The sequence below is a fragment of the Acinetobacter nectaris CIP 110549 genome (genome assembly GCF_000488215.1).
GTDB lineage: Bacteria > Pseudomonadota > Gammaproteobacteria > Pseudomonadales > Moraxellaceae > Acinetobacter > Acinetobacter nectaris.
Genome location: NZ_KI530735.1, coordinates 58534 through 75182, shown reverse-complemented (window position 1 = coordinate 75182; position 16649 = coordinate 58534). Strand labels below are relative to the sequence as shown.

Annotated in this window: 12 protein-coding genes and 1 tRNA gene; 7 read left to right on the top strand and 6 right to left on the bottom strand. The window is 34.9% G+C overall.

Going from position 1 to position 16649, the window contains the following annotated elements; genetic code table 11:
• Positions 1–90 precede the first annotated feature (90 nt).
• The gene (locus P256_RS10670) at positions 91–663 is read left to right on the top strand and encodes a peroxiredoxin (RefSeq protein ID WP_023273692.1); all 573 of its coding nucleotides are present in this window, start codon (positions 91–93) and stop codon (positions 661–663) included.
• Here P256_RS10670 and P256_RS10665 read toward each other — a convergent pair.
• Entirely contained in the window at positions 652–1128 is a 477-nt protein-coding gene (locus P256_RS10665; RefSeq protein WP_023273691.1) for a hypothetical protein, read from the bottom strand. The two genes, P256_RS10670 and P256_RS10665, sit on opposite strands and share 12 nt — an antisense overlap.
• Positions 1129–1357: 229 nt before the next feature.
• Here P256_RS10665 and P256_RS10660 point away from each other — a divergent pair, with 229 nt between their 5' ends.
• A complete protein-coding gene (locus tag P256_RS10660) occupies positions 1358–2983 on the top strand; it encodes an NAD+ synthase (RefSeq protein WP_023273690.1) in 1626 nt (541 codons plus the stop codon).
• A gap of 21 nt (positions 2984–3004) precedes the next feature.
• On the opposite strand, the gene P256_RS10655 is transcribed toward P256_RS10660, so the two are convergent.
• Positions 3005–3874 (bottom strand): DMT family transporter, encoded by an 870-nt coding sequence (locus tag P256_RS10655; protein ID WP_023273689.1) that lies wholly within the window; start codon positions 3872–3874, stop codon positions 3005–3007.
• Positions 3875–4213: 339 nt separating this feature from the next.
• Here P256_RS10655 and P256_RS10650 point away from each other — a divergent pair, with 339 nt between their 5' ends.
• Entirely contained in the window at positions 4214–4471 is a 258-nt protein-coding gene (locus P256_RS10650) for a hypothetical protein (RefSeq protein ID WP_023273688.1), read from the top strand.
• Between the two features lie 75 nt (positions 4472–4546).
• Here P256_RS10650 and P256_RS10645 read toward each other — a convergent pair.
• The 4 genes from P256_RS10645 to P256_RS10630 all read right to left on the bottom strand — a co-directional run bounded on the left by P256_RS10645 (position 4547) and on the right by P256_RS10630 (position 9534).
• Positions 4547–4623 (bottom strand) — tRNA-Met (locus P256_RS10645).
• A gap of 84 nt (positions 4624–4707) precedes the next feature.
• Complete coding sequence (locus P256_RS10640) at positions 4708–5577, bottom strand: EF-hand domain-containing protein (RefSeq protein WP_023273687.1); 870 nt, start codon at positions 5575–5577, stop codon at positions 4708–4710.
• 15 nt (positions 5578–5592) lie between these two features.
• The gene (locus tag P256_RS10635; protein WP_023273686.1) at positions 5593–7812 is read right to left on the bottom strand and encodes a TonB-dependent hemoglobin/transferrin/lactoferrin family receptor; all 2220 of its coding nucleotides are present in this window, start codon (positions 7810–7812) and stop codon (positions 5593–5595) included.
• Positions 7813–8052: 240 nt separating this feature from the next.
• Positions 8053–9534 carry an alanine/glycine:cation symporter family protein gene (locus P256_RS10630; protein ID WP_023273685.1) on the bottom strand — a complete coding sequence of 494 codons (1482 nt, stop codon included), beginning with the start codon at positions 9532–9534 and terminating at the stop codon, positions 8053–8055.
• Positions 9535–10218: 684 nt separating this feature from the next.
• Between P256_RS10630 and P256_RS10625 the strand changes: the two genes are divergently transcribed.
• From P256_RS10625 to P256_RS10610, 4 genes are all read left to right on the top strand, one after another.
• Positions 10219–10923, top strand: coding sequence for a nitroreductase (locus P256_RS10625; protein WP_023273684.1), 705 nt, complete (start codon positions 10219–10221; stop codon positions 10921–10923).
• 112 nt (positions 10924–11035) lie between these two features.
• Complete coding sequence (yccS, locus tag P256_RS10620; RefSeq protein WP_023273683.1) at positions 11036–13207, top strand: YccS family putative transporter; 2172 nt, start codon at positions 11036–11038, stop codon at positions 13205–13207.
• Positions 13208–13274: 67 nt separating this feature from the next.
• On the top strand, positions 13275–13835 hold the full coding sequence (locus tag P256_RS10615) for a YcxB family protein (protein ID WP_023273682.1): 561 nt from the start codon (positions 13275–13277) through the stop codon (positions 13833–13835).
• Positions 13836–13997: 162 nt separating this feature from the next.
• Positions 13998–16526, top strand: coding sequence for a PepSY domain-containing protein (locus P256_RS10610; protein ID WP_023273681.1), 2529 nt, complete (start codon positions 13998–14000; stop codon positions 16524–16526).
• Positions 16527–16649: the final 123 nt, after the last annotated feature.

Here is a 16649-nt window from a genome sequence, read left to right as displayed (position 1 = left end):
CTAAGCAGGAGTTATAAACTGAAAAAGCTTACAACTCCTGCTTAATGCGTCATAATAAATTTTATATTTATTACATCTATTAAAGCGCATATGGATACTACAAAACAGTTCATTCTCAGATGCTTATACTTTATCTTTATCAGTACATTTAGCATCTCTATAAGTCATGCAGAAATATCTCTTTTCTCAAAAGCAGATGCAAAGGAATGGGTCGGAAAGTCTGCGCCAGCATTTAACTTACAAGACCAATATGGAAAATGGCATACACTTGAGCAATATCAAGGCAAATGGTTAGTTTTGTATTTTTACCCTAAAGATAACTCTCCCGGCTGTACAGAAGAAGCCAACCAATTCAAACAGCTCTACCCTCAATTTGTAAAAAGCAATGCGAGTGTACTCGGCGTAAGTTTAGATTCACTGGCATCACATGAAAAGTTTTCGAATAAACTTTCATTACCTTTTCCAATATTGGTCGACAATCAAAATAAATTAACAGCAGCATTAGGCATTGTACGCAATTTAGGAATTACCAAAATTGCCAAACGAGAAACTTTTCTTATAGACCCACAGGGCACGATTGTGTATCACTATCAAAGTGTAAATACCGAAACACATGCTAAACAAGTGCTTTCAGATATCCAAAAGAATGATTTAAGGCATTAAGCATAAAAATGGAATACATTGTTTAAGATCATCACAAGGCAAGGCAAGTTTCTTTTTTAAGAAATAGTCTTGCACCATTTGCGCCTGCTGTTCCACTCCATAACAATGAAATGCTTTACCATATTTCAGTTTGTAACGATAACGCCTATTACATATTGCACCAAGCACAACATTTACGCCTTGTTGTAACTGCCACACATGTACCATTTCATGAATAAACCAAGACTGTTTATAAATATCTAAAATTGAAAAATCTTCAACCCAATTTACAGGATTAAAATAAACTTTACCATTTGGGCTCATAGCGTAGTTTTTCATAACTGCTTTATGTGCAATAATCTCTACATTCTCTAAAACAATATGGTTATTAAAAACAGACTGTATCAGTTGTTTTTCGCCAGAAGTTAATGAGCGTTTCTGTACAATAAAAATTTGATTTAGCTTTTGCCAAATAGAAATTAGCATGGTAAAGCACCTATAGATAAAAATTGTGCAAACTTATTGGTTATCTGTAATTTTCTTTAAAAATACAGATTTTTTTTGACGTTAAAAGCTCAATGTTCGTGTAGTTTCGTATATAGTAGCATCTACCGAATTATTCCCTTATATCAATGTGTAATCGACAATGAGCTGAATAATTAAATCCAAAAAATCAGCCCGTTGTTCATCCCTATAGGAATAGGATTTTGTTTAAATGAAAAATTTTAAAATTGCGCTTGCTCAGTTTTCTCCACATGTCGGCAATCTTGAAAGTAATACCCAAAAAATGGTTGAACAAGCAAGCAAAGCAAAACAAGAGCATGCTGACCTCATTATTTTTCCTGAACTTAGTTTAATTGGCTATTCAGCTGAAGACCTACTTTTACGCCCAAGCCTTAAAAAAAGAACGAAACAAGCTTTTGAAAAACTAAGTCATGTTAAAGACATTATTATGGTTTTTGGTTTTGCCCATCAAACTGAAGATGGTCAAACATTTAACTCTGCTGCGGTTATGAAAGACGGGCAAGTTTTAGGTGTATATAACAAACAAAACCTACCCAACTATGGCGTGTTTGATGAAAAACGCTACTTCAATGCAGGTAACCAACATCTTATATTTGAATATGCTGGTCATAAATTTGGCGTACTTATTTGTGAAGATGTTTGGAACTTAAACACCGTACAACAACTTGCCAAGTTGAATGTAGATAGCATTTTAGTATTGAACTCATCTCCTTACGAGGTGGGAAAACCACAACACCGTGTAAAAACATTGCAAGAAGTTGCAAAGCAACTAAATATTAATATTGTCTATAACAACCAAGTTGGTGGACAAGATGATTTAATCTTTGATGGATCAGGGTTTGTCATCAATAAAAATGGTGATGTTGCTTTACAAGCAGAAAGCTATAAAGAAAAGGTTTACTACACAACATACCAAACTGAAAAAGCATGTTTTGAAAGTTCAGAGCAACATGCTCCACTTGAAACCATGGCTGAAATTTATCAAGGTTTAGTTGTAGCAACGCGTGACTACGTACAGCGTTCAGGCTTTCCAGGCGTTATTTTAGGGCTTTCTGGAGGTATCGACTCTGCACTTACACTTGCAATTGCAGTTGATGCTCTCGGTGCAGATAAAGTACAAGCTGTAATGATGCCTTATACTTATACTGCAAAAATTAGTGTAGAAGATGCAGCAACACAAGCGAAAAATTTAGGTGTTGCTTTTGGTATTGCTGAAATCAACCAAATTGTAAACAGCTACCAACAAACACTATTCCCTTTCTTTGGCAATGCAAAAGCAGATGCAACAGAAGAAAACTTACAAGCACGTGCACGCGGTACACTGCTTATGGGACTATCTAATAAGTTTGGTAACCTTGTACTTTCTACAGGGAACAAGTCAGAACTTGCTGTTGGTTATTGCACACTGTATGGCGATATGGTCGGCGGCTTTGCTGTACTTAAAGATGTTTATAAAACCATCGTATTTGAGCTTGCAAAATACCGTAACAGCATTTCTGAAAAACCTGTTATTCCTGAGCGTGTTATTACTCGCCCACCTTCTGCTGAATTACGTGCCGATCAGAAAGACCAAGACTCTCTACCAAGTTACGATGTCTTAGACAGTATTCTTTATGCGTATATCGAAGAAGATCAAAGCCAAACTGACATCATTGCACGTGGTTTTGATAAAGCAGTCGTAGAAAAAGTAATTAAGCTTGTAGATAACAATGAATATAAACGCCGTCAAGGTGTTATAGGTCCACGTATTAGCTCAAAAGCTTTTGGTCGTGAAAGACGCTATCCAATTATGAATGGTTGGAAAGCAGGTATCTAATTTCTTAACCAAGAAGCCTAACTAAATGTTAGGCTTCTTTTTATTTAATACTTTGGGTAGTCCTATTGTTAACGTAATAATAAGACAACCTAAAATCTGATTAATCGTAATATGATCTGCCAAGAAAAATGCCGATAACACATAAGCAGCAGGAATTTCTAAGGTAATGAGTGCCCCTGCTAAATTGGCTGAAATATACTTCAGACCAGTTGCCAATAATGTAAGCGGTAAAATTGTTGCAAATAGCGCATATAACAATGACCAATATGTCCTTTCACTTAAAAAGTCAACGTAACTGTCATTGTGAAATAAAACTAATGAAATTAAAAATGCACCTAAACTAATTGCAGAGGACTTCTCTAATACACTTTTTTCCTTAGCCAAGTTTGACGAGCACAATAGCATAATACTGTAACTTAATGCTGCAGCAAGCCCCCACCCAATACCAGCAAATGAAATAGTAACATCATGACTATACGCTGATAAAAACACACCAAATACGATAAAGCACATAGAAATGATATCTTTCTTTGCTAAGCTTGTTTTTCTTAAACATGCAGATAAAAGTGGTGTCATCCATGATGATTGCATTAACAATAATGTTGCAATAGGTACGCCTACAAACCTCAAGGAATGATAAAAACAATATGTAATGGAGATCGTAAAGATTCCTAAAGACAAAAACAGTATAAATTCTTTTCTAGAAAGAGATGAGTTGGTCTGTTTAGATACACAATAAAGCATATGTAAAACGATAAAAGATAGTAAATACATACCAACAATAATTTTTTGAACTGGGTAGCCATGATGTGTCGCGACTTCCAAGACAATACCGACCATCGCATATGATACCGCTCCAAAGATAACCAAAATGGGAGCAAAGCGTTCCATATAGATCTCCAAATTTCTTATTTATTTCTGCCTAGAGTAAAGTTTTTTCTTTATGTATAAGCAATTATTTCAATCAAAATAATATGGTATATGTTTTAGATATCATTGTCATATTACCGTAATACTTATTCTTAATATCTAGACTTAATTAAATAAATTATTCATGTTTATTCACCTATTACGATACCAAGCATGCCTATAAATTTTCAGGTAGAGATACTTGTAAGCAAAAGCTTACAAACATGTTTTTTAACTAACAAAATTAGCCATATACAACATGAATCTATCTACTGTAGAGAGTAATATATTCAATGAGTTACTCGGTCCTTTAGGATAATAATGACAGCATTATTATTAATTACTTTAAAGTCTCACGTTAATAGTGAAACCTTATATTTAGAGCAGGTGGAAGATATCGTTATTGTTAATAATAATAAATATACACATTATTTATGGATTAATTCAAAAAGTTCGACTATTTTTGATTCAGCGCTATATACTACTTTTGAAACTGCTTCTAAAAATGACATTATTAAAATAAATAGAACAACATATTATGTTCATGAAATTACAAACTTGATCTCTAGATACGAATGATCAGCGCAATAAAAAAGCCCCCAATAGATATAATCTTTTGGGGGCTTATAACTTATATTTCTATAAGTTTAAATTTGGTGGCTATGACTGGACTTGAACCTGTGACCCCAGCATTATGAGTGCTGTGCTCTAACCAACTGAGCTACATAGCCATTTTGTGCGTGCATTATGTATATTTATTCGTTTTACGTCAATACTATAAGTTCTTAACTGTTCATCAAACACTCAAAAACACACTAAGGCTGAGTTAATTTAATTTTTCCTGTTTTATCTTTATCCCAATATTGGAAAAGTTGAGTTGCAAATTGCTTAATATCTTTTCTATCTATCGTAGTTTTGCTATGTGAAATATGATCAAAACGAGACTCATCAAATGACTTCATTTTTGAACGAGCATTTAAAGCATGCTCATCATAACGTTGTGCAAACTCATTTACATAAGCATCTTCTGTCACATACCAATTATGGCTTATATCCATGTGAACATATTGTTTTTCACGCGCTGTCAAATACATCGCCAACGTTACATAACCCTTTCCTTCACCATATTGCTCAATAAATGATGTCGTATCTGTTGCCATAGGCATAGAAACTGGACTCTTAAATGAAGCACCTCCATGTAATGTTACTTTTTTCTCATCCAATTTAATATCTTCATCATTGATTACACCATCATGGTTTTTATCAAAACTATCAAATGTCTTTAAACCAACATCCTGAAACTCTTTTAGCGTCAACTTTTGGTCTTTGTTTTCATCAAGTACATTAAAGCGTACATGAGCCTGCTTTACTGACATACCTCTATGACTTTGCATCATTTGATCAAATTTTTCTAGCTCAAAGTCCACAAACTGTTGTCGATTTACATGACTGCTAGATTTGAATAAGCTCTCATATTGTGCTGTAAACTTCTGAATAAACTGTTTTTTAGATACCTCGTTTGCATTATCTTCTGCAAATAATTTGACCCATCTATTATTTGTTGTTTGAGGTGATTCCTCTATACCCGTTGTAAATATAAGAGGGGTATTCTTAACCTGTTCTGACGCAAATAAATGGCATGATGCCAATGTACATAAAGAGATGATTGCTAAATATTTTTTCATGAAAATTCCTGTTTCTTAAAACTTAAATGCCAAACTTGCAACTATATTTCTTCCCGGAAGAGTTGCTCGATCAATTAGACTTGCACTTGTTAAGGTACCAACACTTGCATAGTCCCAATATTTCTTATCAAAGATATTATTTAGGGAAACATTCACGGTCATAAATTGGTTTGCTTTCCAATATGCAGATAAATCATGCACGACATAGCCGGGAACACGTGAATAGTTTTGAGTTGCTCCCGTAATATTTGCAGTACTGACATCTTTTGAAGCTGTTCTATCGCTAACGGCTGTGGTTGTAAATCCAAGACCATAGCGTTGATCAGGATCATCATATGCAAATGTTAAACTTGCTTTTTCAGGCTGAACCGAGTTTAAGCTACTTTTTTGTCCTGCTATGTTTATAGCATTGCCTTTTGTTTTACCTGCAACCAATGCAAGGCTAAAACCATCGGCATGCGATACAAACTGTGCTAAATCGACACGTGTAGAGATCTCACCTCCCCATATATTGGCATTTGCCATATTTTGCAATTGATAAGTCATACTGCTATCACCTGCAATAGGCACATTGAGCATTCTATAATCTATAAAATTATTATATTTTGTATAGAAACCCGTAACATCGACTTTAATACCATCTATTGGTGTTGTTTTTAAACCAATTTCAAATGCATCACTTGTCTCTTTCTTCAACTGACTATTACCAATAATTGAATACCCACGACCAGGATCATAGGCTCCTGACATTTCAGCAGCCGTCGGTATTCTGTTACCTCTGTTATATTTTAAATAACTATAATAATTAGGTGAAAACTCATAACTTATTGCAAGACTAGGTGCAAGATAAGCATTATCTTTTTCAGAAATTTGCGCCTGTTTCGCAGCTGATGTTAGCACTTGATTATTATTTTCAGGCTTAAACTGTTCAAACTGATAACGTAATCCAGGAGTTACTACAAGAGGATTACCTGCAATCTCCCATTGCATAGCATCGGAAATATAAGCAGCATATTTATTTGTCTTGGATTTCACCATCCTATTTTGAGTAGTCACACTGCCATCAGCATTAAACTGTTGCCATGGACGATCACTATTTTGCTGGCTAAAATTAAGCCCATAGTTAAACTGATGCAAGCTGAATTGTTTTTTTGCCCCTAAATTAATACCAATATTATCTTCCGTATAATTATTAAGGATTGTACGATTACCATTTCCTGCTCTACCTGCATAGAATGCACGCGTCGTATTATCACTTTTCGTTGTTTGATAAAATAAGTTCGTATTTAGCTCATCAAACAAGCTTACATTTTCAGTTTTTAAGCTATGATCTAAGCTATAACGTATTCTTTGTCCATCTACATCTTGCTTTGCCCCTTTGGGATAGAGGCTACTCAATAAATCAGAGCTAATATAACGGTTTGTCTGTTTTTCATAAAAGTCGAATGTTGCTCCAAGTGATTGGTAATCTGAAATATTCCATAAGAGCTTGGCTAAAACAGCATCAGACTTCCAATTCACAGGATTCGTAGGTAGCTTTCCTTCACCTTCTGTTGCATGCCCATCTCTATGAGAATAAATAGCCAACCCTTTTACTGTATCATTCCCAATAGCTGTTGCTACAGAACTAAACCATGCATCATCTGCAGAGCTATAACCACCTTTCACTTCTCCTGCAATTTTTTTCCCATTCTTTAAGTAATCTTGAGGTGACTTTGTTTTAAAGACAACTCTACCTCCAATGCCATCACTACTTACATTGGTTGTTCCTGATTGAATAGTCACTTGGCTAAATAATTCAGGATCGATAAAGTCTCTCCCTGAACTAAAGCTATTTCCTTTTCCACTGTCAGGTTCTGGGGCTGCATCAGGAAGCTCTACTCCATCTATATCTAAACCAACCCGATTACCCTCAACACCGCGAATATTATAGCTACTTGTCCCTGATCCATCCCAAGCATTTCCTGAACCAACAGCCGTTTGTGGCGCACTCACCAATGGCTGATATTTAATAATACTCGCCATATCTGTTACACCCATTCGCTCTAAGTTCTGTTCATTAATTACAGTGAATGACTCAGGCATTTTTTGATTTTGCTCGGCATATACTGTAATTACAGGTAGTTTGATATTACTTTCCTGAGCATTTACCGATAATGAAACTCCCCCTAAAACCAATGCTATACAACAATTTAAGTAATTAGGTTTCAGCTTTCTTACAGATAATTTACGCATTTAAAGCTCGACTGTTTAAATATTGACTGATAATCATTTACAAACATCATGTAAAGAAATTTGCTTATTAAAAGCAAAAGGCACTGTGTATTTATGTAAATAACTCTTATTTGAGAATAATAATCAATAACATTGATATTTACTAGTTCGATCTTGGTTTTTTAGGCTTTTCTTGCCAAAAAATGAATTATCTATAACTACATGTATAAAAAAAGCTCCCTTATGGGAGCTTTTTTTATATTACCAAATATCGCTTTTTACTTTTTTCTTTAATTCAGGATGATCATCTAATTTAAAGATCGGATCTTTAATACCTGCTTTTTGCTGCTTACGATAGTCTTTGAGCAATACCATTACAAATGGCATAAGTAGTAAAATAGCTGCTAAATTTAGCGTCGCCATAATACCCATAGACAAGTCAGCCATTGCCCATACAAGCGGAACACTTGTAATTGCACCGAAGTAAACCATACATAATACTAATATGCGGAAGATTAACATGACCTTACGGTTATTCTTAATAAACTGCATATTTCCTTCTGCATAAGCATAGTTACCTAAAATAGCAGAATAGCAGAACAAGAATAATAAGAAGGCAAGCAAATCACCGCCCCAAGGTCCTAATTGGCTTTCTAAAGCACGCTGTGTAAGCTGTACACCAATAAAACCTTTTTCTGTATAAGCACCAGAGATCAAAATAATCATTGCTGTACTTGTACATACAATAAATGTATCTACGAATACACCTAACATTTGTACAAGACCTTGGTTTACTGGATGTGGTACATCTGATGCTGCTGCCGCATTTGGTGCAGAGCCCATACCTGCTTCATTCGAAAACAGACCACGCTTCACACCTTGCATTAATGCCATAGACACCATGCTACCGAAGAAGCCACCTGCTGCTGCATCAAATTGGAATGCTTTTGTAAAAATTAAGCCAAATAAGTGAGGCAATTGCTCATAGTTAATAATCGCGATATAAAAAGCAACACCTAAATATAGACCTGCCTTTAATGGTACGAATAACTCAGCAAAACGTGCAATACGGTTAATACCACCAAAAATGGCAATACCAATAAGAAATACAAGTGCAAGACCTACCCAAGAAATTGGGAAACTAGAACTGCCTAAAGGAATTGAAATATTATATTTATCCCACCCCCACGCGTGAGATGAAGCATCAATCATTGCATTTGCTTGTACAGAGTTAAATACAAAGCCATAAGCAAGAATCATAGCTAATGCGAAAATAATACCGAATGACTTACTTTTTAAACCATTGGTAATATAGTACGCAGGGCCACCACGGAAACGTTTATTTTTTGGATCACGTATTTTAAACAACTGTGCAAGTGTAGATTCAACGAACGCAGAGCTCATTCCAACCAGTGCTGTTACCCACATCCAAAAAATTGCACCCGGACCACCTATCGCAATTGCAATAGCAACGCCACCAATATTTCCAACGCCTACACGACTTGCCAATCCTGTTACAAATGCTTGGAACGGCGTTAGACCTTGTCTTTTTTCGCCTTCATTTTCGTTGCGGCTGCCTTTCATTACCCGAATACTTTCTAAGAACATTCGGATTTGTACACCACCTGTTGCGATTGTATAAATAATCCCCACAGACAGTAGGAAAATAATTAAGAAGTCCCAAAGTGGATCATTTAAGTGGTTGATCCAACCCATGAGTAAATCATTTAATTCCTGATTCATTCAGACATCCGTCCTTATATAAACGTGGCTATCGAAAATATTCATACCTAAGGTGGCGCACTAAAGTAATGCTCACATTCATTCTAATGATGATCTTTAGTGCCGTTTGTAGTGCATTATAAGGTCACTTCTAACCTAGCAACAACTCAACAAACGTAGAACTGTACTCGATAAAATATGTTGTAGATCTACTTGCTATCAGAAAGTATTCGTCAAACATTTAGCCAAAATTTGAAAGCCTGTTTTTAAACTTCTTTTGTGCCCAAATCCACGGTCAAAAAATCTTATTGATATATATAAATATATAACAATAATTACGAAATCTAAAAACACCTTAAACGTAAAAAACACGCAATTATACGCATACAAATCTTTAAACAAAATTTTTTTCTTACATTGATCACGCTTTCTAGCAATTGACAAGCACTTTAAATCACAAAAAAACTTAAATTTATTTTTCTTAAAAAATGCAAAATTAACTGTTTATTTTAAAAATAAATACATATGAAACAAATATATATAACAAAATATAAGCCTGAATTTTGAAATACAAGTATCAATATATAAATGACAAATATTGAAACAATTTTTAATAATTAAAGTTCTTTATAAGCATAAATTTATACCCAATTGTCGATTAGACTAGGTAAAAGACCATGTAATAACGAAATAATTGAGAGAAAAATGAGCACATTACAACATATTGACGAAATAATAACTTCTAGACACTCTGTGAGAGCTTTTTTACCTCATAAAGAAGTACCTCAAGCTCTCATTCATGACATTTTAGAAGTATCTTCACGTGCACCATCAGGCACAAATACACAACCGTGGAAAGTATATGTGGTTACAGGAAGAAAGCGAGATGAGATTGTAGAGCGTGTCTGCCAAACCCAAGAGGACATATTTAAAAACCCAACCCTAAAAGATAATTATAAAGAAACTTTTTCCTACTATCCTGAAAAATGGATCTCTCCATATATAGACAGAAGACGTGAAAATGGATGGGGACTTTACAGTCTATTAAATATTCAGCGTGGTGAAAAAGAAAAAATGGCTGCACAACAGTTAAGAAACTTTAAGTTTTTTGATGCACCTGTAGGTATCTTTATTACAGTAAATAAAATAATGGGTATTGGTGCAAAAATGGATATTGCAATGATGATTCAAAATATCATGCTTAGTGCTAAAGCGAGAGGGCTAGATACCTGTCCTCAAGCGGCATGGAATCATTTTAATACCATTGTTCTTAATGCTTTAAATGCCCATGAAGATGAAGAGCTTGTCTGCACTGTTGCGCTTGGTTATGCCGATCCAAATGCAATTGTAAATACATTTCATACCCCACGTGAAGCTGTCGAAAATTTTACAAAATTCTTAAGTGAATAATAAGCTGCGAATATTTACTAAAGCCTTTTCTAAAGAATCGTTTAGCTTTTTTTCAGTTATACTGTTCATGCTATTTAACGTTTAAAAGAAGTTTTTATTAGGAATTACGTCATTGAACATTGGGCTAAAGCGTCTTCAGCAAATTAAATATCGGGCTTCTTTAATTTATAATATTCGCATGGCAATTGCCTTTATTGGTACAGCCTTTATCCCATACTTTCTAAACTTCCAAATTGCAACAATTCCACTGACATTAGGTGTTGTTGCAGCAGGCTTAAGCGATATTGATGATCGCTTTACTATTCGTATTATGAATCAAGCCTATACATACTTAGGCTTCTTTATTGCAGCAAGTGCCATTCAGCTTCTATTTCCATATCCTGTAATATTTGCAATTAGCCTTCTATTTGCATGTATTGCTTGGGTATTGCTTGGATCACTGGGTCGTCGCTATGCAACAATCTCCTACGGATGCCTTGTGGTTTCTGTATATAGTATGTTGGGGGTACATCTATTTGATGCTTGGTATATTCAACCCTCACTACTCGTCATTGGCGCAATTTGGTACGGTATACTTTCTACAATTAGCTATCTTTTGTTTCCAATTCGCCCAGTACAAGAAAAATTAGCTTTAAGCTATTCATCTTTAGGAAATTTTCTTTTTGCTAAAGCAAACTTATTTGACGTCGATATGACGGAAAAAAGTTATAAACAAAGCTGGATTGATCTTTCTATGGAAAATAGCAAGCTGATCCAACTTTTCAATGAAATGAAAATTTCATTACTTACACGCTTAAAAGGAGATAGAGGTAGAAAAAGTACACGGCGGAGTCTGCAATATTATTTTGTTGCGCAAGACATTCATGAGCGTGCGGATTCATCTCATATCGACTATCAAATTTTGGTAGAGCATTTTAAACATAGTGATATTATCTTTCGTTTTCAACGTATTCTTTCTCTGCAAGGTAAAGCATGTAAAGACCTCAGTGATAGCATACGCCACCGCACAAAATACGAGCACAATATTCGTTTCAAACAAGCGTTTGATAATCTCAACCTATCTCTAAAAAGACTTAGAAAAAACTACCCAAGCGACCCTCTTTGGATAAATGCACTCTACTCTCTTTATAAAAATCTAAAATCTATCGACAGTCAGCTTAAAAACTTAGAAACAGAACAAGCCATTACTTTTGAGAGTGAGCAACAAGAAAGTCTTTTAAAAGATGATGATTTGAAAGGTTTCTCAGATATTATTTTACGTATTAGGCAAAATTGTACACCTGAATCAGTATTATTTAGACACGCTATTCGTGTTTCTATAGTTCTTTTTATCTCATATATCTTTATTCAAACAACACATATCACTTATGGTTTTTGGATACTTCTCACAGCACTTTTCGTCAGCCAACCAAATTTTAATGCCACTAAACGACGCCTAAAACTAAGAATTTTAGGAACAATTATGGGTGTTTTAGTGGGTTTCTGCATTTTATTCTTCGTACCTTCTACCGAAGGGCAACTTCTATTACTTATTATCAGTGGTGTTTTATTCTTTGAACTTCGTAGTAAACAATATGCTCAAGCAACTGCTTTTATTACGATCTTGGCACTCATTAACTTCAATTTAGATGGTGGCTTAGGTTATACAGCAGCTGTCCCACGCATATTAGATACAGTTATTGGATGTTTCTTTGCATGGTTAGGAGTCATGTTTATATTTCCTGACTGGAAATTTCGCAGGCTTCCAAGAAATATTAAAAAAGCGTTTAAAGCACAGTGTGACTATTTAAATGAAGTCGTTAAACAATACCATCATGGTAAAAACAATGGTTTAGATTATCGCTTTATACGCAGAACAGCACATAATAGTGATGCTGAACTCGCCTCAGTAATTTCAACACTTGCCACTGAACCCTTTTATAACTCAGCTAAAAAAACACAGTCTTTTGACCTTCTATGTCTAAACCATACCCTACTCAGTTATATTGCAGCTCTCGGTGCACATCGTGAAAAAATAGAAGACTCAGATATCCTAAAGCTCCTTGATCAAGCTGTCAGTGATATTACAGGTGTCTTGCTTTATGATGAAATGCCTGACCTTACCGTCACAAATGTTTTGCAAACAATTAGAGATCGACTCTCACAAGATAATACAAATGATCAACTCGCAATTATCATTTTACAGCAATTATCACTAATGTTTGGTATTCTAGGGCAACTTAGAACGCTTAAACAAAGTTTAAGCTACGAACATGATGATACCAGTGCATTTGCATCTCTTTAAAAGATGCTCACTCATGTACATGATTAATGGTACACTTTTTAAAGTTTAATATCTGTAAAGATCCACTATGACAGCTAAAAATTTATATGCATACACTTTACAACCTGTAAGTTATGAAGTGTCTGAAGCAGAACAACGAAATGCTCAACTAACCATTTGGCGTAGTACAAATAAAATTGGCATAAAAGCTTGGGCAATTATGGGTATTGTCGTTTTGCTTTCAATTTTAGGTATTGTTTTAATAAAAAACTATTCAACTATTTTTTGTTGGGTTGCACTCGCCTGCGTTGCAATTTATCTTCTTGTTCGTAAATATGGACTTGAATGGTATGTAAAACGCAAAATGAATGAAATGCCTGCACAGGAAATTAAAGGCATTCGATTAGGCGTTCAACCTACTGGCATAGTTATGCGCCAAAAAGTTGGCCTACAAGAAGGTGTGGGTTCTGTAGGTTGGAAAGATATGTATGAATGGTACGATACACCTGAGTTTCTATTAGTTAACTTTAAGTTAAAAGGTCAGCAAGGGGCCTATATTTTACCAAAACGTATGGATAGCAAAAACTTTGCCTTTTCAACGATTCGTAAACACTTAAAAGAGTCTGTTGGCGAAGCAAAAAATATTTAGCAAAAAATAATCAAACTCCTTTTCATAAGGAGTTTTTTTTTGAATATAAAAATAAATGATAATTAATACTATATGTAAAGTAATAGCATTTAAACATGATAATTCGTTATAATCTTGAGATTATTTATCCATCATCTCACTATTTATCGTCAGTATTTACTTATGCTCAAAAAGACCCTCTTCCAACTCCATTGGTTCTGCGGGATTACAGCAGGTCTCATTTTATCCATTATTGGTATTACTGGTGCTATTTACTCCTATGACCAACAAATTTTGACTTGGCTCAATCAAAAAAGCTATGTCGTTCAAGTAGAAAACTCTCCCAAGCTCACACCAGACCAGCTTTATCAGCACCTCAAACAACAAGATCCAAAACTTCAAATTAATAGCATTACAATTATGCAAGAAGCAGATGCATCCTCTATTGTAAATATTAAAAAAGATGGTGAACGAAAAGGGTTAGACCTTATGGTCAACCCTTATACTGCCGAAATTCTACCTGCAATTAAAGGTAAAGATTTCTTTCAGTTTATTTTAAACTTACACCGCACTCTTACATTAGAAAGACCATTTGGCAGCCAGATTACTGGTGCATGTGCATTGATGCTTATTTATTTTGTTCTTAGTGGTATTTATCTACGTTGGCCTAAAAAACATTCACTTAAACAGTGGCTCTTCGTTAAACCAAAATTAAAAGGGCGAAATTTTCTTTGGGATTTACATGCCGTAGTTGGTACTTGGGTTATTGTATTTTACCTTATGCTTGCAATGACAGGCTTATATTGGTCTTATGATTGGTGGCGTGATGGCATGTTTAAAGTCATGGGTGTCAACAGACCACAGCCAATGCAAATGGCGAATGACAAAAAAACCAAAGAAGATGTAAAGCCTTCAAACTTACAAATTAGTCATGCATTACAAGAAGCATGGATTGGCTTTAATAAAGATTATAAAGATGGCTTTTCTAGTTTAACGCTAACAGTACCTAAAAAAGAAAATGGACAAGTAGAACTCAGTTTCTTTGATGCTACACCTCAACACGAAAGAGCTAGAAACAGCGCAGTATATAACTATGAATCACAGACCTTAGAATCTGTAAAAAAATATGAAGACAAGCCTCTCAATGAGAAGATTATGTCTAGTATGCTGCCTGTACATAGAGGAAGCTTCTTCGGTCCAGTTTGGCATTTCTTAGCAATGCTTTCTTCTCTTGCCATGCCGCTATTCTTTATTACAGGTATTTTACTCTACCTAAAAAGACGTAAGCAGAAGAAACTAACAGAGCAAGCGCGACAAATAACGACTCCTGAAGAAGTTAAGCCTGACTCATCAACATGGCTTATTGTGCATGCGTCACAAACAGGTACAGCAGAGCAACTTGCATGGGGAACATCTTCAAGCTTACAAGAACAAAAAGAATCCGTTGTCGTAAAATCTATTCATAAAATCTCACAGCAAGACCTAATGCAGTACAAACGTATCTTATTTATTGTAAGTACATACGGTACAGGTGAAGCTCCTGATTTAGCGACAAGCTTTGTAAAAAAGATTATGCCTACTTCATTTGATTTATCTAATACCCAATATGCTGTATTGGCTTTAGGCTCTAAAGAATATGCAGATACCTATTGTCAGTTTGGGCGTGAAGTTGATGCTTGGCTTTCATACAAGAAAGCAAATCCTCTATTTCCAACGATTGAAGTAGATGATGCAAATACACTAGACATTGCCTCTTGGTATCAAGCATTAGCTAAAGTAACTGAACTGAACTTACAAACTGTAAAAATGCTTGATGCTTTTGATGAGTGTACTCTAGTTAGTCGCAAGCATATTAATGTAGGAAGTTTAGGTGCACCTATTTATCTTTTAGAAATTGATACACCGAAAACAATTGATTGGCAAGCTGGAGATATTGCCGAAATACAGCCAATGAATGCTAAAGCAAGAATTCAAAACTTTATGACAAAACATCATATTGCTCTGAATAATATGGATGCTTATAAAGTACTTAAACATAAGAGTTTAGAGCATTCAACCATTTTACAAGATACTCAGATTGACACCTTAGAAAAGCAATTACCAACGCTCCCACACCGTGAATATTCTATTGCAAGCATACCTAAACAAAATAAGTTAGAACTTGTGGTTCGCCTTAAAATTTCAGAAGAGGGAGAAGTTGGGCTAGGTTCAGGTTGGCTCTGTAAACATACTAACATTGGAGATGTAATTAACTTACGTATTAGAAGAAATGAGAGCTTCCACTTAGCTAATAATAGCAACCCTATTATTCTGATTGGAAATGGTACTGGAGTTGCGGGACTAATGAGTTTACTTCAAGAGCGGAAATCTTATGGATATCAGAATAACTGGTTAATTTTCGGTGAAAGACAGCGTGAAAAAGACTTTATTTATGAAGCTGAGCTTGAGTCACTTCTAGAACATAACTTTTTTCTCACTCATTTAGATCTTGCCTTCTCTAGAGATTCTGAGGATAGCTGCTATGTTCAACATAAACTACAGCAAAATTCACAAAGATTAATTGAATGGGTTGCTAATAATGCCAGTATTTATATATGTGGTAGCATAAATACAATGGCACATGATGTAGAACAAACTTTAATTAATATTTTGGGCGCAGCCAAGCTAGATGAGCTCAGAGAAACAGATCGTTATCGTAGAGATGTTTACTAACTCTGATTAAAGACTACAAAAGAGTCGGGCAATATTGCTCGACTTTTTATTTACACTTAAAGGTATAAAGGTATAAAGGTATAAAGGTATAAAGGTATAAAGGTATAAAGGTATAAAGGTATA